The organism is Streptomyces araujoniae, from assembly GCF_050871195.1.
GTDB classification, from domain to species: domain Bacteria; phylum Actinomycetota; class Actinomycetes; order Streptomycetales; family Streptomycetaceae; genus Streptomyces; species Streptomyces bacillaris.
The window spans coordinates 63,921-82,313 of sequence record NZ_CP194070.1 but is presented as its reverse complement, the minus strand read 5'-3'; the positions used below and the strand labels follow the sequence as shown (position 1 = coordinate 82,313).

The following is an 18,393-nucleotide window of genomic DNA, read 5'->3' as shown; positions in this document are numbered from 1 at the left end:
ACCGGTCATCCGGCCTGTCCGGCAAGGGACTTGCGGACCTTCGCGCCTCGTAGGCCCCACACTCACGAGGCCTCGCCGCCGAAGCCGGGTCCCCCACGACCCGCCACCGCGCGGTGCGGTCTCAAGTGAAGGAGAAGCATGCACACGAAGAGGAAGACCGCACTCGCCGTCGGCGCCGTTCTCGCCCCGGTCCTCGCCCTGAGCCTCCCGGCGACCTCCGCCAGCGCCCACGGCTACATCTCCAACCCGCCCAGCAGGCAGGCCCAGTGTGCCGCCGGCACGGTCAGCTGCGGCTCGATCAGCTACGAACCGCAGAGCGTCGAGGGCCCCAAGGGGCTCACCAGCTGCAGCGGCGGGAACAGCGGCTTCGCCGAACTCGACGACGACTCCAAGGGCTGGGCGGTCACCCCGGTGAACCGCTCGCAGGAGTTCGAGTGGAAGATCACGGCCCGGCACTCCACCAGCACCTGGCAGTACTTCGTCGGCGGCGAGAAGATCGCCGAGTTCGACGACGGCGGCGCGCAGCCCGGCGCGACCGTCACCCACCAGGTCGACTTCGGCGACAAGACCGGTCAGCAGAAGGTCCTGGCGGTCTGGAACATCGCCGACACCGTGAACGCCTTCTACGCCTGCATCGACGTCAACGTCAGCTAGCCGCAGGCTCCGTCCCCACCGTCGCGCCCCGGCCGGGCCCGTGCTCCACCCGGCCGGGGCGCGACCGCGTCCTGACGCGGACCGCGGGGCGGGCCGCGCGGTGTGGCCGGAAAGCGGCATGGCGCGATAGCCATCGGTAGCGCAACGGTTACCCTTCGTCAGCTGTCTGATTGATCATCAGTGCTCCGAGGGGATTCCCGAATGAACCGCATCCGTACCGTACTTGCCGCGCTCGGCATCACCGCCGGACTGATCACCGCGCCCGCCGCGAACGCCGCCCCGCAGATCGACGCCACCGCGGCCGCCGCCGAGCGGCACGCCCCCTGCACCGGCGAGTACCGGGGCGACGCCCGGCTCGGCCCGAAGTGGCTGCCGAACAACCGACTGGCGCCGGTCGGCCCCCTCCTCAAGGGCTACCAGCGCACCGGCGACCTCTCCCCGCAGGCCTTCCTCAAGAAGTACTGGGAGGGACCCGCGGACACCGGAAGCTGGAAGTACCCGCCCAACGACGGCTTCGCCGAGGTCAACGGCGAGATCGACAAGGAGCCCGCCAAGCTCCGCACCGGCCAGCGTCTGGACCGCTTCGGCTCCGAGTACGGCGGCTACCTGGCTCCCGCCGGAGACGCCTACGCCGAGCGTGCGCTGCCCCCGCAGAACCTCAACACCCGCGAAGCGGCCACGCCTTGCGACTACCGCGTCTACAAGGTTGCCAAGCCCTTCTGGGTCTGGCAGGGCAGCATCGCCCCGTGGTTCGAGCAGCCCGGCGGCGGGCAGCAGATCAAGCTCGACCCCGTCCTCCTGAACCCGGGCGCGGGTGAGCGGCTGAACGTGAAGTGGCTGCTGGACAACGGCTACCTCACCCCGGCCGCGTAACCTCCGTGGACCGCCAGGCGCTGCACGCCGCGCTCGTGGAGGCCCGGATCCCCGGTGGCTACTACCGGATCGAAGGCGTCCACGAGCCCGTCCCCACCCCGCCCGACTTCCTCTTCCTGCGCCGGGCGACCGGCGGAGGATGGGAGACCGGCGCGTACGAACGCGGCCGGGACGAGATCCTCGCCCACCACCCGGACGAGGCCACCGCCTGCGCCCACCTGCTGGGGCTGCTCGTCTGACCGTCCGCCCGGGGCCGCCCGCCCCGCCGGCCCAGGCGGCGGCCCCCGGCAGGAAGGGCTGCGGGTCGCCGCGCCGGCCCCGGGAAGAGCCCGTACGTCGGCGCGGTCGAGCCGACCGCGCCGACGTACGTGTGTGTCGGAGCCCGGTTCGCGTCGGGCAGCGGGCGAGGGTGAGGGGATGAACAGTGCGAACATGCTGGCCGAGGCGTTCGAGCGGATCCGGGAGGCGGTCCACGGGGCGGCCGGGGGACTCGGCGCCGACGACCTCAACGCCCGCCCCGACGGGGACGCGAACTCGATCTCCTGGCTGATCTGGCACCTCACCCGGGTCCAGGACGACCACATCGCGGACGCCGCGGGCACCGGCCAGGTCTGGCACACCCAGGGCTGGGCCGACCGCTTCGGGCTCCCGTTCGACGAGACGGCCACGGGATACGGCCACAGCGGCGACGAGGTCGCCGCCGTCCAGGTGGACTCCGCCGACCTCCTCCTCGGCTACCACGACGCCGTCCACGAACAGACGCTCGCCTTCGTCCGCGGACTGGACGGCCGGGGACTCGACCGGATCGTCGACGAGGCCTGGTCACCTCCGGTCACCCTGGGCGTCCGGCTGATCAGCGTCATCGCCGAGGACCTCCAGCACGCGGGCCAGGCCGCGTACGTCCGCGGCCTGCGGGAACGCCACCGGTAGAGGGCGGCGGACCGAGCGCTTCCGCACCCCGTGCACCTGCCGGACGGCGGTGCCATACTCGAAAGCAGTCCGCCGCAGAGGCTTGTCATCGTCCGAAAGGCGGCACGTCATGAGCTGGGCATCGTGGACGACCAGCGGTGTCTTCGCGGGAACAGGCGGAGTCCGCACCGAAGAAGCAGGCATCCTGAGCGGCGACCTCACGGTGCACACGACGTGGTCCGACGGCCAGGCGTCGGTCGCCGTGCAGTACAGCGGTTCGTCGGACTGGTTCACCCTGGCGGGCAGCCCCGTCCCGTGCGCCTCCGAGGAGGAGAGCCGGTCGTTCCACCAGAGCGTGGTCGAGGCCGTGCGCGTCGGAGCCGGAGCCACGCTCCCGCCCGACGGCACCGCCCCCGCCGCACCACCCGCCCCCGCCTCGTAGCACCCCGGGTTCCCCACGGATACGGAGCCGCGACACACCGTGCCCGCCGCGCCCCATAGAGTGGCCCGACAAGATCCGTTCCCCACCGGGGCGGGTGCGCGGGACACGGGGCGAGGAGCGGCAGATGGCGCGTGCGGGCGGACGGCGGACGAGGAAGCACCGGCCGTTCTGGGTGGAGTTCCCGCTCCTCGTCGGGATCGCCCTGATCCTGGCCCTGCTCATCAAGACCTTCCTCGTCCAGGCCTTCTCCATCCCGTCGGACTCCATGCAGAACACCCTGCAGAAGGGCGACCGGGTCCTCGTCGACAAGCTGACCCCCTGGTTCGGCTCCGAGCCGGAACGGGGCGAGGTGATCGTCTTCCACGATCCGGACGGCTGGCTCGACGGCGTGGCCGTCGACCCGCCCAACGCCTTCCAGGAGGCGCTGAGCTTCATCGGCCTGATGCCGTCGGCCGAGGAGAAGGACCTCATCAAGCGGGTGATCGGCGTCGGCGGCGACACCGTGGAATGCGCGGGCGACGGACCGCTGAAGGTCAACGGCAAGGCCCTGGACGAGCCCTATGTGTTCCCCGGCAACACTCCGTGCAGCAACGACCCCGGGGGCTCCTTCGAGGTGACCGTCCCGCCCGGCAGGCTCTGGGTGATGGGCGACCACCGGCAGGCGTCGTCGGACTCCCGCTACCACACCGACGACCGCAACGACGGCATGGTCCCGGTCGACGAGGTCGTCGGCCGCGCCGTCGTCGTCGCCTGGCCGGTCGGCCGCTGGTCCACCCTCCCGATCCCCGACACCTTCAAGACGGTCCCCGCCGCCCCCGGGACGAACTGACGGGGGCGGCCCCTGGCCACCCGGCCCGGCGCTACCGCGCCCGGCGCCCGGTGAACCTGCGGACGTACCGCCGCTGCCACGGGGTCTCCACCGCCCGGGGGTGGTAGCCGCTCCGGACGAACGCCACCGCTTCCCCGGCGGGCACCCCGTCCAGCACCGCCAGACAGGCCAGCGCCGTCCCGGTCCGCCCCATCCCGCCCCCGCAGGCGACCTCGACCCGCTCGTGCGGTGCCCGGCGCCACACCTCCTCCAGCACGTCCCCGGCCTCGTCCGGGTCGGCCGGAAGCCGGAAGTCCGGCCAGCGCAGCCACCGCGACTCCCACCGGACCGGGGGAGGCGTACGCCCCAGCAGATGGACGGCGAACTCCGGCTCCGGCCCCTCCGGCAGGGGGTTGCGCAGCCCCCTGCCGCGTACCAGACGCCCGGAGGGCAGCGTCAGGACGGCCCGATCGGCCGGGTTCCAGCTCTGTGTCATGCCCTCAACCTAGCGGCAGGGGCGGAGCCGTGACCGCGGAAGGGACGGATGACCAATGACCATCCGTCCCCTTCCGCGGGCCGTGGGAGAGAGCGCGCCCGGCCGTCAGGCCGCTGCGCCCACCCGTGCCTCGGGAGCCGTGGTCGCCGCCTCCCCGGCCGGGACCGCCGTCGTGCGCCGGGCACCCTTGAGGAGGACGACCAGCGCGGTCGCGACCAGGGTGCCCGCGGCGATCGCCAGCAGGTAGAGGAACGGTTCACCGATCAGCGGTACCACGAAGATCCCGCCGTGCGGGGCGCGCAGCGTGCACCCGAAGGCCATCGAGAGCGCGCCGGTGACCGCGCCGCCCGCCATCACCGACGGGATGACCCGCAGCGGATCGGCCGCGGCGAACGGAATCGCGCCCTCCGTGATGAACGAGGCCCCCAGCACCCAGGCCGCCCGCCCGTTCTCCCGCTCGGTCTTGGTGAACAGCTTCTTCCGTACGGTGGTGGCGAGGGCCAGCGCCAGCGGCGGGACCATCCCGGCCGCCATGACCGCCGCCATCACCTTGAGGCTGCCGTCGGTCGGATCGGCCAGACCGCCGACCGCGAACGCGTACGCCACCTTGTTCAGCGGGCCGCCCATGTCGAAGCACATCATCAGCCCGAGGACGACACCCAGGATCACCGCGTTGGAGCCCGACAGACCGTTCAGCCAGTCCGTGAGCGCGCCCTGCAGCGCCGCGATCGGCTTGCCGACCACGATGAACATCAGGAACCCCACCACCGCCGAGGCGATCAGCGGGATCACCAGCACCGGCATGATCCCGCGCAGGGTGGGATGGACCGGGACCCGCTGGATGGCCATCACCACCGCACCGGCCAGCAGACCGGCGACCAGACCGCCGAGGAACCCCGCCTCGACGGTGAGCGCGATCGCCCCGCCGACGAAGCCGGGCACCAGCGCGGGCCGGTCCGCCATCCCGTACGCGATGTACCCGGCCAGCACCGGCACCAGGAAGGCGAAGGCGGCCGAGCCGATCTGGTTGAGCAGCGCGGCCCAGCTGTCCGCCTGGCCCCAGACGAAGTGGTCGGCCACGGACTTGGCGTCCACGATCTCGTAGCCGCCTATGGCGAACGACAGGGCGATCAGCAGCCCGCCCGCCGCGACGAACGGCACCATGTAACTCACGCCGGACATCAGATACGTGCGCAGCCGGACCCCGAAGTGCGCACGGTCCGCGCCCGAGCCGCCTCCGTCACCGGCCTCCGGCCCGTCCCCGCCCTCCGGCACGGCGGGGATCTCCCCACGCTCCGCCTTGCGACGGGCCTCGGCGATCAGCTCGGCGGGACGGTTGATGCCCGCCTTCACCCCGACGTCCACCAGCGGCTTGCCACGGAAGCGGACCTTCTCCCGCACCTCGACGTCGTGCGCCCAGACGACCGCGTCGGCGGCGGCGATGACGGCCGGGTCCAGCTTGCTGAAACCGGCCGACCCCTGGGTCTCCACCGTCACCTCGACCCCTGCGGCACGCCCCGCCGCCGTCAGGGACTCGGCGGCCATGTAGGTGTGCGCGATGCCGGTGGGGCAGGAGGTGACCGCGACGATACGGAAGGGGGCGCCGTCGTCGGGGGAGACCGCCCGGTCCCGTGCTCCGGCCCCGGCCGCCTCGTCCTCCGGCGCCCCGGCGGCCTCCGGAGCCGCCCCGGTCTCCGGTACCGGCTCCTCGCCGCGGATCAGCGCGGCGACCGCGCCCGGGTCGTCCCCGGCGCGCAGGGCGGCCGTGAACTCCGGGTCCATCAGCCTGCGGGCCAGCCCCGACAGGATCGTCAGATGGTCGTCGTCCGCCCCGGCGGGCGCGGCGATGAGGAAGATCAGGTCCGCCGGGCCGTCGGCCGCGCCGAAATCGATGCCCCGGGCGCTGCGCCCGAAGGCCAGGGTCGGGGCGCTCACATGCTCGCTCCGGCAGTGCGGGATGCCGATCCCGCCGTCGAGGCCCGTCGGCATCTGGGCCTCGCGGGCGGCGACATCGGCCAGGAAGCCGTCGAGGTCGGTGACCCGGTGGGCGGCCACCATCCGCTCGGCGAGCGACCTCGCGGCGGCGTCCTTCGTTGCGGCGGACAGATCGAGGTCGACCAGTTCCGCGGTGATCAGCTCACTCATCGCGGTGCTCCTTGCTCGGGGACCGCCCTGCGGCGGTTCGGGGGACGTGGGGCGGCGGGCTCGTCGGGGCGGGCCCCGGGGGAGAGGACGGTGGTCATGGGGGACGGGTGACGACGGTCGTGGGGCGGGCCGTGGGGTGCCCGGGACACGGCGGTCACGGGACGGGCTCCGTCAGCGGGCGGTCCCGGGGGACGTCGGCGCTCGACGTGACCGCAGGCAGGTCGAGATCGGCCGGGGTGGGCATCAGGCTCCCCGCCAGCTGCACCGCCGCCGCCCCGTGGGCGACGGCCGACGCGAGCGCGCGCGGCCCCTGCCCGCCCGCCGTCAGGAACCCGGCGAGGGAGGCGTCCCCGGCGCCGACATTGCTGCGCACGGTGGCCACACGGGCGGTCGCGAAATAGGCGCCCGACGCCTCCACCAGCAGCTGGCCGTCGGCGCCCAGGCTGGCCAGCACCGCTCCGGCCCCGCGCTCGCGCAGCTCCTCGGCGGCCTTGAGCGCGTCGCCCACCGTGGCCAGCGGGCGGCCGACGGCCTCGGCCAGCTCCTGGGCGTTCGGCTTGATCACGTCGGGTCCCTCCCGCAGCGCGGCGGTCAGCGCCGGCCCGGAGGTGTCCAGCGCGATCCGCGCCCCGGCCCGGTGGCTCCGGGCGACCAGCTCCGCGTACCACCGAGGCGGCAGTCCGCGCGGCAGGCTTCCGCAGCAGGCGATCCAGTCGGCGGCTGCGGAGCGGGTCCGCACCGCCTCCAGGACGTCCTCGGCCTCGGCGTCGCTCAGTTCGGGACCGGCCGCGTTGATCTTGGTGAGGGTGGCGTCCGGCTCGACGAGCGTGACGTTGATCCGCGTGCTGCCGGTGACCGGCACTCCGGCGGCCTCGATGCCGTGCTCCCCGAGCAGCCGGGCCAGCAGGTCGCCCTCCGGGCCGCCCATGGGGGCGACGGCGACCGTGCGATGGCCGGCCGCCGCGACCGCGCGGGAGACGTTGATGCCCTTGCCGCCCGGGTCGACGCGGTCCGCCGTGGCCCGCAGGACGGTGCCGCGGACCAGGCCGGGCAGCTCGTAGGTGCGGTCCAGGCTGGGGTTGGGGGTGACGGTGAGGATCATGCGCGTACCACTTCCGTGCCCCGGCTCTCGATGGAGCGGGCGTCGTCGGGGCTGAGCCCCGTGTCGGTGATGAGGAGGTCCACATCGGTGAGGTCACCGAAGCGGGCGAAGTGCCGCTGCCCGAACTTGCCGGAGTCGGCCAGCAGCACGACCCGGCGGGCGGCCCTGACCACCGCGCGCTTCACGGCGGCCTCGGCCAGGTCGGGCGTGGTCAGGCCGCTGTCGGGCGCGAAGCCGTTGGTGGCGAGGAAGACGACGTCGGCGCTGATCTCCGCGTAGGAGCCGAGCGCCCAGGCGTCCACGGCGGCCCGCGTCCGGTGCCGGACCCGGCCGCCGACCAGATGCAGGGCGATGCCCGGGTGGTCGGCCAGGCGGGCGGCCACCGGCAACGCGTGCGTCACCACGGTGAGCGAGGCGTCGACCGGGAGGGCCGCGGCGAGCCGGGCCGTCGTCGTCCCGGCGTCGATGACCACGTTGCCGTCCGGGGGCAGCTCCGCGAGCGCCGCCTGCGCGATCCGGTCCTTCTCGTCGGCGGCCACGGCGTCCCGCTCGGCGAGGTCCGGCTCGAAGTCGAGCCGCCCCACCGGGATGGCACCGCCGTGCACCCTGCGCAGCAGGCCCGCCCGGTCCAGCGCCTTCAGATCGCGCCGGACGGTCTCGGCGGTCACCTGGAACTCCTCGGCCAGGGAGAGCACGTCGACCCGGCCGCTCTCCTGGGCGAGGCGGAGGATCTCCTGCTGACGCTCCGGTGCGTACATGTGGTTTCGTGTCCGTTCCATGCCTGAGTCTGTTGTTTCGCGGTCAGGTTACGTCCGTGGTTCGGGAAAGTAAACACATTCGGGCGAGGGGTGGGCATGGGCGGGCAGGAAGAGGGGTGGGGCGTATGTTCCGTGCGTACGTCGGCGGGGCGCACCGTCCAGTCGGTGCGCCCCGCGCGTCCTCGAGCCGTCCCCGGCCGATCAGCGCCTGCCGGAAACGCCTTCGCTCAGCGGCCGGGCGAGCAGAGGGGTGCCGGGGACCTGGTGGCCGCCGCTGGCGAGCATCCGCACCTCGCCCCGGTCACTGATCTCGGCGCGGACGATCCCGGTCTCGTCCTCGTACACCGGGGATCCGCCGGCCCCGGTCCGGGCGGTCAGCCGGACCGTGACCACGTCGTCCTCGGCGCCGGACATCCGGAAGATGAGTTCGTAGCGCTCCGTGTGCTCCATGACGGCCTCCCGGCGGGGCCACGACGACCGGCCCTGTCCCCATTGTTTCGCACCCGGGCGCACGCTGCCCGGGCAGAGGTGAGGAGCCTCGCGGCGGCCAACGGGTGGAGGCGCGACCGGTCGATCGGGTGACTCCGACCGACAGGACAACATGACCGACGGCGGCAGGGGCTAGGCATCGGTACATGAGACTTGACCCCCGACGAAAAAATCGTCCTTCCCCACGCTCCCGCAACCTCAAGGTCACCGGCGCCGCCGCCTGCGTGGCGGCCGCCGCTCTGCTGCTGACGGCCTGTGGTCAGAGTTCGGACAGCGCGACGTCCTCGGCCACCGAAGCGGCCAAGGTCCTCCCGCAGAAGACGACGGCGTCCCCGTCGGCCAGCGCGGACCTCACCGAGGCCCAGCAGGAACGCAAGAGGGTCCTGGACGCCACCAAGACCACCTTCGACGACGCCGCGACGACCGCGGTCGGTGAAGTGGCCGGCGGCAAGCTCGTCGACCTGGACCTGGAAGGTGTCGACGACGACGACCGGGACGAGAGCCCCAGCCCGACCGGGACCGGGAGCCCCACCGGCAGCCCGAGCCCCACGGACGCGGCGAGCCCGACCGGCAGTCCCACGGGCAGCCCGACCGGCAGCCCCACCGCGAGCGGTTCGCCCAGCGCGAGCCCGGGGGCCGAGGGCCCGGTCTGGGTCGCCGAGGTGGCCGAGAAGGACGGCACCATCCACACGGTGCGGATCAACGCGGTCGACGGCAAGGTGATGGACGCCCGCGTCGACGAGGACCAGGACGACCAGGACAAGCAGCAGACGGCGCGGTGGCTCGCCGAGGCCACGCAGACGCCCGAGCAGGCCGCCAAGGTCGCCACGGAGAAGAAGAAGGGCACCGTCACCTCCGTCAGCCTGGACGACAACGACGGCAACGGTGTGATCTGGTCGGTCGACGTGGTCGGCTCCGACTGGAAGAAGACCACGTTCGACGTGGACGCCAAGAACGACACCATCGTCCGCGAGGAGACCGACAACGACTGACCCGTCCCCGGACGGGCCGCCGCTCCATCGAGGACCCGAAGAAGGGGCACGCCGGACACCCGGCGTGCCCCTTCTTCCCGTACCCCGTCCCTCCTACGCCCCGTGCGGCTTCGGCCGCTTCAGCAGCCGGCAGACGAAGTCCTCCTGGAGGACGCGCAGGGTGGCCAGCAGGCGCGGGTTCGTGACGCTGTTGACCTGGGAGGTGAGCGAGACGGTCAGCGACCGCCTGCCGTCCTCGGTGGCCGCCGCGAGCTGGGTGTAGCCGGGGAAGTTGCCGGTATGGCCGTACACGGTCCCGCACCGCGTCCGGTACGCGAAGAGGGCGAGCCCTGCCTCGTTGCGCCCGGGACCCGCCGGTTCGGAACTGCCCGCGACGAACGTCAGCTGCCGGTGCCGGACCGCCGGACCCAGGCCCCGGCCGTCGGCCCAGGCGCGGATGAAGGCGCCCAGGTCGCGCGGGGTCGAGACGATGCCGCCCGACGCCCACACCCCGGAGGCGCTGATCGCGGTGGAGAGGTCCTCCGGCGGGGTGGGCGGGTCCAGGGCGTACCCGTGCAGATACGGCCGGGGCAGCCGGTACCCCTGGGGGAGCGAGGTCTCCCGCAGCCCGAGCGGCCGGTACACGATCTCGTCGAGCAGCCGCTCGTACCGGGTGCCCGTGGCGGCCTCCGCGATCAGGGCGACGGCGATGTTGTCCGAGTTGGAGTAGTGGTACGCCGAACCCGGCCGGAACCGCAGCGGCTCCCCGGCGACGTACCGCAGCAGCGTGCGCGAGTCGAAGCGGCGGCGCGGATCGGCCGCGAACTCCTCGATGAACGCGGGGGACCGGGTGTAGTCCGGCAGCCCGCTGGTGTGGTCGAGGAGCTGGGCGACCGTGACCCGGTGCCAGGCCGCGGGGAGCCGGGGCAGCCACCGGCCCAGGGTGTCGTCCAGCGAGATCCGCCCCCGGTCGGCCAGGTGGAGCGCGACCGCGCCGCTGAAGGCCTTCGCCACGCTGGCGATCCGCATGTGGTCCGTGGTCCGGGGCGGCCGCCCGGTGCCGACCTCGGCCGTACCGGCCCGGTACACCTCGCTGTGCCCGCCGGCGGTCAGTACGGCGATGGCCCCGGGCGGACCGCCGGGGGTGTCGACGAACGCCTGGAGCCTGCGCTGCAACTCCCGGTCGGCGGGGCCGCCGTCGCCTCCTTCCCCGCCATCACCGCCCGCGCGGGCCGGACCGGCCATCAGCCCGGCGAGCGAGGCGGCGGCCACCGCGGCGACGACGGCTCTGCGCACCAGCGGCCGGGGCGCCGGCGACCGGCGCACCGGCCGACGGGAAGGGGTGCGCGGCAGGGGACGTGTGGGCACGGGCGTACCTCCTGGAGGTGTGGTCGGGGCGGCGGACCGTGCCTCGGGAGGTCGGTCACGCCCCTGGCCACCGGCTGCCGCGAGCCCAGCATCGGGCGGCCGGCCGGGACCTGCCCGCGAGGTGGACCATCCGGCCGATCACCGCCACCCGTCCAGCGGCCCGAGCGGCGGGTCAGGAGGGGAGCTGCCGCTCCAGGGCGTGGGCCAGACCGCGCTCGGCGTCGTCGGCCGAGGCCCGGCGGTAGGCCCGTTCGTACGCCGTGTCACCGGCCGCCTGCCGGGCCCGCAGCTCCCACTGCTCCCGGATCGCCCCCAGCTCGGGGGTGCCGCGGTGGGGGTGGCCGATGATCCGCCAGTACGTGTGTCCCGTACCGGAGGTGCGGGCCGCCTCGACCCCGTCCCCCCGGGCGGCGATGGCACCGGCGAGCAGATCGAGGCCGAGGGCGATGCCCAGGCTGTCGTGGAGCCGGTGCTTGCTCGCCAGCATCGCCCGGGCATGGCTCTCGGCCTGCCGGGGGCGGCCCTGGAGCAGGTGGATCAGGGCGAGTTGGTGATCGGCGTAGGCCCGCGCCCAGTGCTCTCCGAAGCGCAGGCTCAGCCGCTGGAGCCGGGTGGCCTCCCCGTACGCCTCGTCCAGCCGGCCGAGGGCCGAGAGGGCGAAGAGACGTATCACCCGGCAGCGCATCCGGGAGGGGGCGTCGGCCGGGTCCCCCGGGTGGCGGCGCAGGGCGTGGTCGCTGACCAGGTGTGCGGTCTGCGGCCGGCCCATCATCAGATACGTGAAGCTCATGGAGTGGGCCGCCGCGAGCGCCCCCTCAACGTCCCGGCCGAGCCGGGCCGCCTCCTCGCACTCCTTGCCGACCCGGCGGGCCGCCTCGTGGTCCCCCTGGAGGGTCAGCGTGATGCCGAGGGCCCAGAGCGCGCGGGTGCGGTGCGGACCGGCCGAGAGGGGCAGCGCGAGCACCCGCTCCAGATAGGTGCGGGCCTGGTGCAGATGGCCGCAGCAGCTCCAGAACAGCCCGGCGCACCCGGCCATCTCCATCGCCCGCTCGGGGTCCTCGGCCAGCAGGTGCTCCAGTGCCGCGCAGAGATCCGCGTGGGTGGCGGCGACCCTGCCGTACCACTCGACCTGGCGCGGGCCCAGCCAGCCCGCGTGCGCCTGCACGGCCGTCTGGGCGAAGTGCCGGGCGTGCCGGTCCGTGAAGAGCGCGTCCTCCGCCAGCTCGGCCAGCCACATCGCCCCGTACTCGCGCAGGGTGTCGAGCATCCGGTAGCCGTCGCCGCTCCGCCGGAGCACGGACTGCTCGGCGAGGCTCTCCAGCGCGGGGGTGATCGTCCCGGCGTCCAGGGGGCCGCCCGAGCAGACCGCCTCGGCGTCGGCCGCCGTGATGACGCCCCGGAAGACCGAGAGCCGCGCCCAGAGCAGCCGCTCCAGCGGGGCGCACAGCTCATGACTCCAGCCGATCGTGGTGCGCAGGGCGCGGTGGCGGCGGGGCCAGAGCGTGTCGTCGCTCAGCGCGTCCAGCCGGGAGACCAGCCGCCCGGTGATCTCCTGGGCGCTGCTCTCGCGGAGCTGGGCGCAGGCCAGCTCGACGGCCAGCGGTATCCCTTCGAGCCGCCGGCAGATCTCGGCCACGGCGGCCGCGTCGCCGGGGGAGTCGAGCGCCAGCCCCGGGACGACGTCGGCGGCCCGGTCGTGGAAGAGCCGGACGGCCTCGTCGCCGTCCTCACCCGCGGAGAGCGGATGGACCTCCAGGGCGTGCTCCCCCTCAGCCCCGAGCGGCTGACGGCTGGTCGCGAGGACGGTCAGCCCCGGTGCGGCGGCGAGGAGTTCGGTGACGAGCTGCCGGCAGGAGTCGACGAGCCGCTCGCAGCAGTCGAGGACGAGCAGCAGCCGGCGGTCGGAGAGCCATTCGCAGAGCGCGGCCACCGGACGGCGGGCGCTGTGGTCCAGCAGCCCCACACCGTCGCAGACCGTCGTGGTGAGCAGCTGGTCGTCGTCCAGATGGGAGAGGTCGGCCCACCACACGCCGTCCCCGTACCGGTCGCGCACCCGCCCGGCGGTCTGCAGCGCGAGGCGGCTCTTGCCGACGCCGCCGCTCCCGCTGAGGGTGACCAACCGGTGGTCCCGAAGTGCCCGGTCGATGCTGTCCAGTTCGCTGTCGCGGCCGACGAAGCTGGTCGTCACGACAGGGAGGTTGCCCATCACACAGGCCATCCTGCCTCGCCCGGTCCCGCGGCCTCCGTCCATAGCGAAAAGCAGTCAGAAACGGCTGACAATGGCCGATGTCCGATCGGAAGTCGGCAGATCCGGAAGGGCGGTCCGTGCGGTCGACGGTGCGCTTCCGGCGGCGTCCCCGGGAGGCCCGGGGCATTGTCGGACCCCTGCGTTACGTTGCTGCCATGACGAACTTCGTACTCGTGCCGGGCGCCTGGCTCGGCTCATGGGCCTGGAGCGACGTGCTCCCCGGCCTCCGTGCGGCCGGGCACGGGGTCCACCCGCTGACGCTCTCGGGCCTCGCCGACAAGCAGGGCGTGAAGGCCGGGCAGCAGACCCATGTCGACGACATCGTGGGCCTTGTCGAGCGCCTCGATCTGCGGGACGTCGTGCTGGTCGGACACAGCTACTCGGGCATTCCGGTCGGGCAGGCGGCGGGCCGGATCGGTGACCGGCTCGCCCGCGCGGTCTTCGTCGACGCGAGCGTTCCCGTCGAGGGCGGCTCGTTCGTCTCCAGCTGGCCGGAGGGCCGGGCGCAGGTCGAGGCGTCGATCGCGGCGCACGACGGCTTCTGGCCCCCGCTGACGGCGGCGGACTGCGCGGGCCAGGGGCTCAGCGAGAAGGAGGTCGCCCGGCTGGTGGCGGGGGCCACCCCGCACCCCGGCGCCACCCTGACCGAACCGGCCGTCCTGACGACCCCGCAGGCCGACCTCCCGGCGACGTACGTCAAGTGCCTGCTCGACGGGGACCGGCCGAGCCGCGAGGTGGCGGAGCTGCTGGCGGGGGAGCGGTGGGAGCTGGTCACGATGGACACCGGGCACTGGCCGATGTTCTCCCGCCCCCGTGAGCTGGCCCGTGTCCTGCTGGACGCCGCCGGAGAGGGGCGCTGACGGTGGGTACGGTGCCGCATGACCCGAAGCCCGGGCAAAGCCCACGGACCGAGCCGCAGCCGCCGCGCCCCGAGCCCGCGGCGGCCCGCGCCGAGCCGGGGACGGAGCACCCGGAGATCACGTACATCGGATGCGCCCGGTGCGGCACCCAGATCGCGGGGCTCGACGGCCGTTACGCCTGCTCCGGCTGCGGCTGGGTGAACGAGTGGACCGAGGGCCACCGCCCCCTGCCCACGGCGGGACGACGGCGTCGCTAGCGCCGGGGCCCGTCCGGGGCCCCTCCCGCACCCCACCACCCCGCACGACCGCGGGGACCGCACCACCCACCCCGGCCGCACCCCGAAGCATGCGTGCCGAAGCGCGCCCGCCGAAGCCCGCGCGCCGGACGCAGGAGGAGAGAGCACCACCATGTCCGCACCCCACGAGTCCCGCGCACCCCGCACCCCCGAGGACGTCCGTGACGCCCTCGCCGGGATCGCCGCGCTGCTGGCCCCGGCGCACCCCTCGGTCGCCGAGGAGGTGCTGCAGGCCCACGACCGCCCCCGCGACTACGTGAGCGCCTTCGAGGACAGGCTCGACCAGCGCGGCATCGACGAGCCGGTGGAGAACCTCGCCTGGATCGCCCTCATCGACGCGCTCCATGCCCACGGGCTGCTCGCCGAGTTCGACTGGAAGGAGGACGCCCACGAGATCCGGGCCCAGCTGGAGGGGCTGGGGGCGCGGCCCTCCGCGGACCCGTGGAAGCTCTCCGGGGTGCCGGAGCCGGCCCTGCCGACGGACGCCTTCCTGCACGCCTGCGGCCGCCGCTACCGGGAGGTCGGCGCGGCGCTGGCCGTCCTCGACATCGAGTCCGACTGCTACCCGGTCGCGGTGCTGCCGGCGGCCCGCGCCCAGGAGCTGACCGCGCTGGCCGCCGTTGCCGGATTCCCCGTACAGCACCTCGGCACGGGCCCCGGCGGAGGCTGAGCCGACCGCCCCGGGACGCCGCCGGGGCACGGCCGGGTCGCCGTTCCGGCAGGTCCGGGGCCGTCTCGGTCCCCGGACCGGGAATCGCGGGCTCCGCCGCCCACCACGTACACTCGCCCCCGCTCCGCCGACCGGCGGGGCTTTTCGCACCCAGACCCGACGGGGAAAATGATCATGAGTTCCGCAGACAGCATCGAAGCGCCGATCTACGCCGGCCTCGTGGAGGAGCAGGGAGACGTGCTCGCCGAGGTGCGGCGCGTGGCCGAGGAGGTTCTGCGCGACGCGGACCGCGCGGTCGACTTCGGCGGCGTACGGCCGTCCGCCGCCGCCCGCTAGACCCGGGCCCGTCGCCGACGGTGGGCATGTCCATCACGAGGCGATAAACGTCGTGCAACTATTGCCGCATTCTTGCGTATCCAAGGCGATGGCTTACTGAGCAGCCGTCGGCGACATGAATGGGTGGGGTCGCGGTCCGGCCGAGTGCCCGAGAGGCGCCGGCATTACCGCGGCCACCCGGCGGCCGAGCCTGACAGGCGACCTCGGAAGGGTCCTGAAAGGTTCGTCTCCGCCCCGGTGAGCGGCCCGCACGTCCTTGCGGAGAGCGCTCCCAGAACGTCCTGACCCCACAGGGTGGCGTTCGGCCCGGCGGCCCGGGGTCCGCCGCCTCTACGCGGCGCATCGCCCTCCCCGCTCCCGCCGGTCCGCGGCGGAACCCGGTTCTCCCCCCCGCACTCCCCGCGCCGGCGCGTCTCCCGCCGCCCGCAACCGTCCGGCCCTCGTGGCCGCCTCGGCTTGCGGGCGCTTGTCGTCGGCTTGTCGTTCGTTACGGGGTATTGCTGTCAATGATTTACGAAATCAGCGCGACATCTTGCGGACATTAGTCGGCGGTGGTTGAGTGTGCTCCGCCGCACAGCCCGGGGGCTGTGGGCTTCCCGCACTCCTGCCCAAGAGGGGTCCTCCGATGAGAAGTTCCGTGCTCCGCCGTACCTGCACCGCCGCCGTCGCCACCGCACTGGCCGTCACCGGACTGGCCGCCTGCAACTCCGAGGGCGGGAGCGCGGCGGACGGCAAGACGCGCATCACCGTCAACTGCTGGCCCCAGCCGAGTGCGAAGATCGACCACCAGCGGTTCGACGAGGACGTCAAGACGTTCGAGAAGCAGAACCCGGACATCGACGTCGTCGCACACGACGCCTTCCCGTGCCAGGACCCCAAGACGTTCGACGCGAAGCTCGCCGGCGGTCAGATGGAGGACGTCTTCTACACGTACTTCACCGACACCGAACGCGTCGTCTCCATCAACCAGGCCGCCGACATCACCGAGTACGTCGAGGACCTCAAGGCGTACAAGGACATAGCCCAGCCCCTGCGCGACGCCTACACGGTCGACGGCAAGATCTACGGCATCCCGCGCACCAACTACTCCATGGGCCTGCTCTACAGCAAGGCGCTCTTCACCGAGGCCGGCCTCGACCCGGCCGACCCCCCGGCCACCTGGCCCGAGGTCCAGGCCGCCGCCAAGAAGATCGCGGCCCTGGGCGACGGCACCGTCGGCTTCGCGGAGTACAGCGCCCAGAACCAGGGCGGCTGGCACTTCACCGCCCACATCTACTCGCAGGGCGGCTCGGTCGTCAGCGAGGACGGGAAGAAGGCCACGGTCGACACCCCCGAGGGCCGGGCGGTCCTGCAGAACCTCAAGGACATGCGCTGGCGCGACGACTCCATGGGCACCAAGCAGCTCCTCGTCATCAACGACACCCTCCAGATGATGGGCTCCGGCAAGCTCGGCATGTACCTCGCCGCCCCCGACAACGTGCCGCGCATCGTGAAGGAGGCCGGAGGGAAGTACGAGGACCTCGCGTTCGCCCCGATGCCCGGCGGCAAGGGCACCCTCATGGGCGGCGACGGCTACATGTTCAACAAGAAGGCCACCCCCGAGCAGATCAGGGCCGGCCTCAAGTGGCTGGAGTGGACCTTCCTCACCCCCGGCCAGGGCTACATGAACAACTACGCGCGCGCCGCCGAGGACAAGTCACCGGTCGGCCTGCCCGAGCCCCGCCTGTTCACCGGTGCCACCGACGCCAAGGACCAGGAGCTGAAGAAGGCCTCGGCCAACGTGCCGGTGGAGAACTACCGGGCGTTCATCGACGGCGGCCAGCAGCTCGACATGAAGCTGGAGCCCAAGCACGGCCAGCAGATCTACGCCGTCCTCGACGGTGCCGTCTCCGCCGTCCTCACCAAGAAGGACGCCGACATCGACCGGCTCCTCAAGGACGCCCAGTCCAAGATCGACGGAATCCTCTCCCGGGGCTGAGGCATGAAGACCACGTCCCAGCCCGCCCCACCCGCGGTGACGCGGCCCGTCGGCACGGCGCCTCCTCCGGGGGACGCCCGCCCGGCGGGCCGCGGGCCCCACCGCCCGTGGCGCCGGAGGATCGCCGACCAGGCCACCGCCTACGCCTTCCTGGCCGGCGGCCTCCTCTGCTTCATCCTCTTCTCCTGGTACCCGGCCGTCCGGTCGGTGATCATCGCGTTCCAGAAGTACACGCCCGGCTCCGACCCGCAGTGGGTGGGCACCGCCAACTTCACCCGGGTCTTCCAGGACCCCGAGTTCGCCGCCGCCTGGCGCAACACGCTCACCTTCACCGTGCTCGCCCTGGTCATCGGCTTCGCCGTCCCGTTCGTCATGGCCCTCGTCCTCAACGAACTCCGCCACGCCAAGGCGTTCTTCCGGGTCGTCGTCTACCTCCCGGTGATGATCCCGCCGGTGGTCAGCGCCCTGCTGTGGAAGTGGTTCTACGATCCGGGCGCGGGCCTCGCCAACGAGGTCCTGCGCTTCCTCCACCTGCCGACCTCGAACTGGACCAACGGCGCCGACACCGCGCTCCTGTCCCTGGTCATCGTCGCCACCTGGGCCAACATGGGCGGCACCGTCCTCATCTACCTCGCCGCGCTCCAGGGCATCCCCGGCGAGCTGTACGAGGCGGCCGAGCTGGACGGCGCGTCGCTCTGGCAGCGCGTCCGGCACGTCACCGTCCCGCAGACCCGGTTCATCATCCTGATGCTGATGCTCCTGCAGATCGTCGCGACGATGCAGGTGTTCACCGAACCCTTCGTCATCACCGGCGGCGGACCGGAGAACTCCACCGTCACCGTGCTCTACCTCATCTACAAATACGCCTTCCTCTACAACGACTTCGGCGGCGCGTCCGCCCTGAGCGTGCTGCTCCTGCTGGTGCTCAGCGCCTTCTCCGCCCTGTATCTGCGACTCACCCGCACCGACTGAGCAAGGAGGGCCCGCCAC

Annotated in this window: 20 protein-coding genes; 13 read left to right on the top strand and 7 right to left on the bottom strand. The window is 73.1% G+C overall.

Going from position 1 to position 18,393, the window contains the following annotated elements:
• Positions 1 to 138: 138 nt before the first annotated feature.
• The 6 genes from ACQ9ZG_RS00395 to lepB all read left to right on the top strand — a co-directional run bounded on the left by ACQ9ZG_RS00395 (position 139) and on the right by lepB (position 3,707).
• On the top strand, positions 139 to 654 hold the full coding sequence (locus ACQ9ZG_RS00395) for a lytic polysaccharide monooxygenase auxiliary activity family 9 protein (protein ID WP_018491107.1): 516 nt from the start codon (positions 139 to 141) through the stop codon (positions 652 to 654).
• 201 nt (positions 655 to 855) lie between these two features.
• Positions 856 to 1,527, top strand: a complete 672-nt coding sequence (locus ACQ9ZG_RS00390; RefSeq protein WP_084996829.1) for a TNT domain-containing protein — start codon at positions 856 to 858, stop codon at positions 1,525 to 1,527.
• A gap of 5 nt (positions 1,528 to 1,532) precedes the next feature.
• A complete protein-coding gene (locus ACQ9ZG_RS00385) occupies positions 1,533 to 1,766 on the top strand; it encodes a hypothetical protein (RefSeq protein ID WP_028417034.1) in 234 nt (77 codons plus the stop codon).
• A gap of 178 nt (positions 1,767 to 1,944) precedes the next feature.
• Positions 1,945 to 2,457 carry a mycothiol transferase gene (locus ACQ9ZG_RS00380; protein ID WP_028417033.1) on the top strand — a complete coding sequence of 171 codons (513 nt, stop codon included), beginning with the start codon at positions 1,945 to 1,947 and terminating at the stop codon, positions 2,455 to 2,457.
• 109 nt (positions 2,458 to 2,566) lie between these two features.
• Positions 2,567 to 2,878 (top strand): hypothetical protein, encoded by a 312-nt coding sequence (locus ACQ9ZG_RS00375; protein WP_028417032.1) that lies wholly within the window; start codon positions 2,567 to 2,569, stop codon positions 2,876 to 2,878.
• A gap of 124 nt (positions 2,879 to 3,002) precedes the next feature.
• Positions 3,003 to 3,707 (top strand): signal peptidase I, encoded by a 705-nt coding sequence (gene lepB / locus ACQ9ZG_RS00370; protein WP_109915118.1) that lies wholly within the window; start codon positions 3,003 to 3,005, stop codon positions 3,705 to 3,707.
• A 31-nt stretch (positions 3,708 to 3,738) separates the two neighbouring features.
• Here lepB and ACQ9ZG_RS00365 read toward each other — a convergent pair whose 3' ends face one another.
• From ACQ9ZG_RS00365 to ACQ9ZG_RS00345, 5 genes are all read right to left on the bottom strand, one after another.
• Positions 3,739 to 4,182, bottom strand: a complete 444-nt coding sequence (locus ACQ9ZG_RS00365) for a protein-tyrosine phosphatase family protein (protein ID WP_028417030.1) — start codon at positions 4,180 to 4,182, stop codon at positions 3,739 to 3,741.
• A gap of 105 nt (positions 4,183 to 4,287) precedes the next feature.
• Positions 4,288 to 6,327 carry a PTS fructose transporter subunit IIABC gene (locus ACQ9ZG_RS00360; RefSeq protein WP_109915119.1) on the bottom strand — a complete coding sequence of 680 codons (2,040 nt, stop codon included), beginning with the start codon at positions 6,325 to 6,327 and terminating at the stop codon, positions 4,288 to 4,290.
• Between the two features lie 154 nt (positions 6,328 to 6,481).
• Positions 6,482 to 7,429 (bottom strand): 1-phosphofructokinase, encoded by a 948-nt coding sequence (pfkB, locus tag ACQ9ZG_RS00355; RefSeq protein WP_028417028.1) that lies wholly within the window; start codon positions 7,427 to 7,429, stop codon positions 6,482 to 6,484.
• Positions 7,426 to 8,187 carry a DeoR/GlpR family DNA-binding transcription regulator gene (locus tag ACQ9ZG_RS00350; RefSeq protein WP_099220191.1) on the bottom strand — a complete coding sequence of 254 codons (762 nt, stop codon included), beginning with the start codon at positions 8,185 to 8,187 and terminating at the stop codon, positions 7,426 to 7,428. Before ACQ9ZG_RS00350 ends, pfkB begins: the two co-directional genes overlap by 4 nt.
• A gap of 201 nt (positions 8,188 to 8,388) precedes the next feature.
• Complete coding sequence (locus ACQ9ZG_RS00345) at positions 8,389 to 8,637, bottom strand: DUF6296 family protein (RefSeq protein WP_028417026.1); 249 nt, start codon at positions 8,635 to 8,637, stop codon at positions 8,389 to 8,391.
• 185 nt (positions 8,638 to 8,822) lie between these two features.
• Between ACQ9ZG_RS00345 and ACQ9ZG_RS00340 the strand changes: the two genes are divergently transcribed.
• Entirely contained in the window at positions 8,823 to 9,668 is an 846-nt protein-coding gene (locus ACQ9ZG_RS00340) for a PepSY domain-containing protein (RefSeq protein WP_109915380.1), read from the top strand.
• 93 nt (positions 9,669 to 9,761) lie between these two features.
• On the opposite strand, the gene ACQ9ZG_RS00335 is transcribed toward ACQ9ZG_RS00340, so the two are convergent.
• Positions 9,762 to 11,015, bottom strand: coding sequence for a serine hydrolase domain-containing protein (locus tag ACQ9ZG_RS00335; RefSeq protein ID WP_499279603.1), 1,254 nt, complete (start codon positions 11,013 to 11,015; stop codon positions 9,762 to 9,764).
• A gap of 172 nt (positions 11,016 to 11,187) precedes the next feature.
• Positions 11,188 to 13,221, bottom strand: a complete 2,034-nt coding sequence (locus ACQ9ZG_RS00330) for an ATP-binding protein (RefSeq protein ID WP_109914616.1) — start codon at positions 13,219 to 13,221, stop codon at positions 11,188 to 11,190.
• 197 nt (positions 13,222 to 13,418) lie between these two features.
• On the opposite strand from ACQ9ZG_RS00330, the gene ACQ9ZG_RS00325 reads away from it, so the two are divergent.
• The 6 genes from ACQ9ZG_RS00325 to ACQ9ZG_RS00300 all read left to right on the top strand — a co-directional run bounded on the left by ACQ9ZG_RS00325 (position 13,419) and on the right by ACQ9ZG_RS00300 (position 18,375).
• On the top strand, positions 13,419 to 14,123 hold the full coding sequence (locus ACQ9ZG_RS00325) for an alpha/beta fold hydrolase (protein WP_109914615.1): 705 nt from the start codon (positions 13,419 to 13,421) through the stop codon (positions 14,121 to 14,123).
• An 11-nt stretch (positions 14,124 to 14,134) separates the two neighbouring features.
• Positions 14,135 to 14,380 carry a hypothetical protein gene (locus tag ACQ9ZG_RS00320; RefSeq protein ID WP_146225495.1) on the top strand — a complete coding sequence of 82 codons (246 nt, stop codon included), beginning with the start codon at positions 14,135 to 14,137 and terminating at the stop codon, positions 14,378 to 14,380.
• Positions 14,381 to 14,531: 151 nt separating this feature from the next.
• Entirely contained in the window at positions 14,532 to 15,089 is a 558-nt protein-coding gene (locus ACQ9ZG_RS00315; protein ID WP_109914614.1) for a DUF6630 family protein, read from the top strand.
• 174 nt (positions 15,090 to 15,263) lie between these two features.
• Positions 15,264 to 15,425: a hypothetical protein gene (locus ACQ9ZG_RS00310; protein ID WP_165272765.1), complete on the top strand. Its 162-nt coding sequence runs from the start codon at positions 15,264 to 15,266 to the stop codon at positions 15,423 to 15,425.
• Between the two features lie 625 nt (positions 15,426 to 16,050).
• Positions 16,051 to 17,403 (top strand): ABC transporter substrate-binding protein, encoded by a 1,353-nt coding sequence (locus tag ACQ9ZG_RS00305; protein WP_109914613.1) that lies wholly within the window; start codon positions 16,051 to 16,053, stop codon positions 17,401 to 17,403.
• Between the two features lie 3 nt (positions 17,404 to 17,406).
• Positions 17,407 to 18,375 (top strand): carbohydrate ABC transporter permease, encoded by a 969-nt coding sequence (locus tag ACQ9ZG_RS00300; RefSeq protein WP_109914612.1) that lies wholly within the window; start codon positions 17,407 to 17,409, stop codon positions 18,373 to 18,375.
• Positions 18,376 to 18,393: the final 18 nt, after the last annotated feature.

Bases quoted from the DNA above. Each gene is read 5' to 3' on its own strand.
- ACQ9ZG_RS00395 (WP_018491107.1), top strand. From the start codon at position 139: ATGCACACGAAGAGGAAGACCGCACTCGCCGTCGGCGCCGTTCTCGCC.
- ACQ9ZG_RS00390 (WP_084996829.1), top strand. From the start codon at position 856: ATGAACCGCATCCGTACCGTACTTGCCGCGCTCGGCATCACCGCCGGA.
- ACQ9ZG_RS00380 (WP_028417033.1), top strand. From the start codon at position 1,945: ATGAACAGTGCGAACATGCTGGCCGAGGCGTTCGAGCGGATCCGGGAG.
- ACQ9ZG_RS00375 (WP_028417032.1), top strand. From the start codon at position 2,567: ATGAGCTGGGCATCGTGGACGACCAGCGGTGTCTTCGCGGGAACAGGC.
- lepB (WP_109915118.1), top strand. From the start codon at position 3,003: ATGGCGCGTGCGGGCGGACGGCGGACGAGGAAGCACCGGCCGTTCTGG.
- ACQ9ZG_RS00365 (WP_028417030.1), bottom strand. From the start codon at position 4,182: ATGACACAGAGCTGGAACCCGGCCGATCGGGCCGTCCTGACGCTGCCC.
- ACQ9ZG_RS00360 (WP_109915119.1), bottom strand. From the start codon at position 6,327: ATGAGTGAGCTGATCACCGCGGAACTGGTCGACCTCGATCTGTCCGCC.
- pfkB (WP_028417028.1), bottom strand. From the start codon at position 7,429: ATGATCCTCACCGTCACCCCCAACCCCAGCCTGGACCGCACCTACGAG.
- ACQ9ZG_RS00350 (WP_099220191.1), bottom strand. From the start codon at position 8,187: ATGTACGCACCGGAGCGTCAGCAGGAGATCCTCCGCCTCGCCCAGGAG.
- ACQ9ZG_RS00345 (WP_028417026.1), bottom strand. From the start codon at position 8,637: ATGGAGCACACGGAGCGCTACGAACTCATCTTCCGGATGTCCGGCGCC.
- ACQ9ZG_RS00340 (WP_109915380.1), top strand. From the start codon at position 8,823: ATGAGACTTGACCCCCGACGAAAAAATCGTCCTTCCCCACGCTCCCGC.
- ACQ9ZG_RS00330 (WP_109914616.1), bottom strand. From the start codon at position 13,221: ATGGGCAACCTCCCTGTCGTGACGACCAGCTTCGTCGGCCGCGACAGC.
- ACQ9ZG_RS00325 (WP_109914615.1), top strand. From the start codon at position 13,419: ATGACGAACTTCGTACTCGTGCCGGGCGCCTGGCTCGGCTCATGGGCC.
- ACQ9ZG_RS00315 (WP_109914614.1), top strand. From the start codon at position 14,532: ATGTCCGCACCCCACGAGTCCCGCGCACCCCGCACCCCCGAGGACGTC.
- ACQ9ZG_RS00310 (WP_165272765.1), top strand. From the start codon at position 15,264: ATGAGTTCCGCAGACAGCATCGAAGCGCCGATCTACGCCGGCCTCGTG.
- ACQ9ZG_RS00305 (WP_109914613.1), top strand. From the start codon at position 16,051: ATGAGAAGTTCCGTGCTCCGCCGTACCTGCACCGCCGCCGTCGCCACC.
- ACQ9ZG_RS00300 (WP_109914612.1), top strand. From the start codon at position 17,407: ATGAAGACCACGTCCCAGCCCGCCCCACCCGCGGTGACGCGGCCCGTC.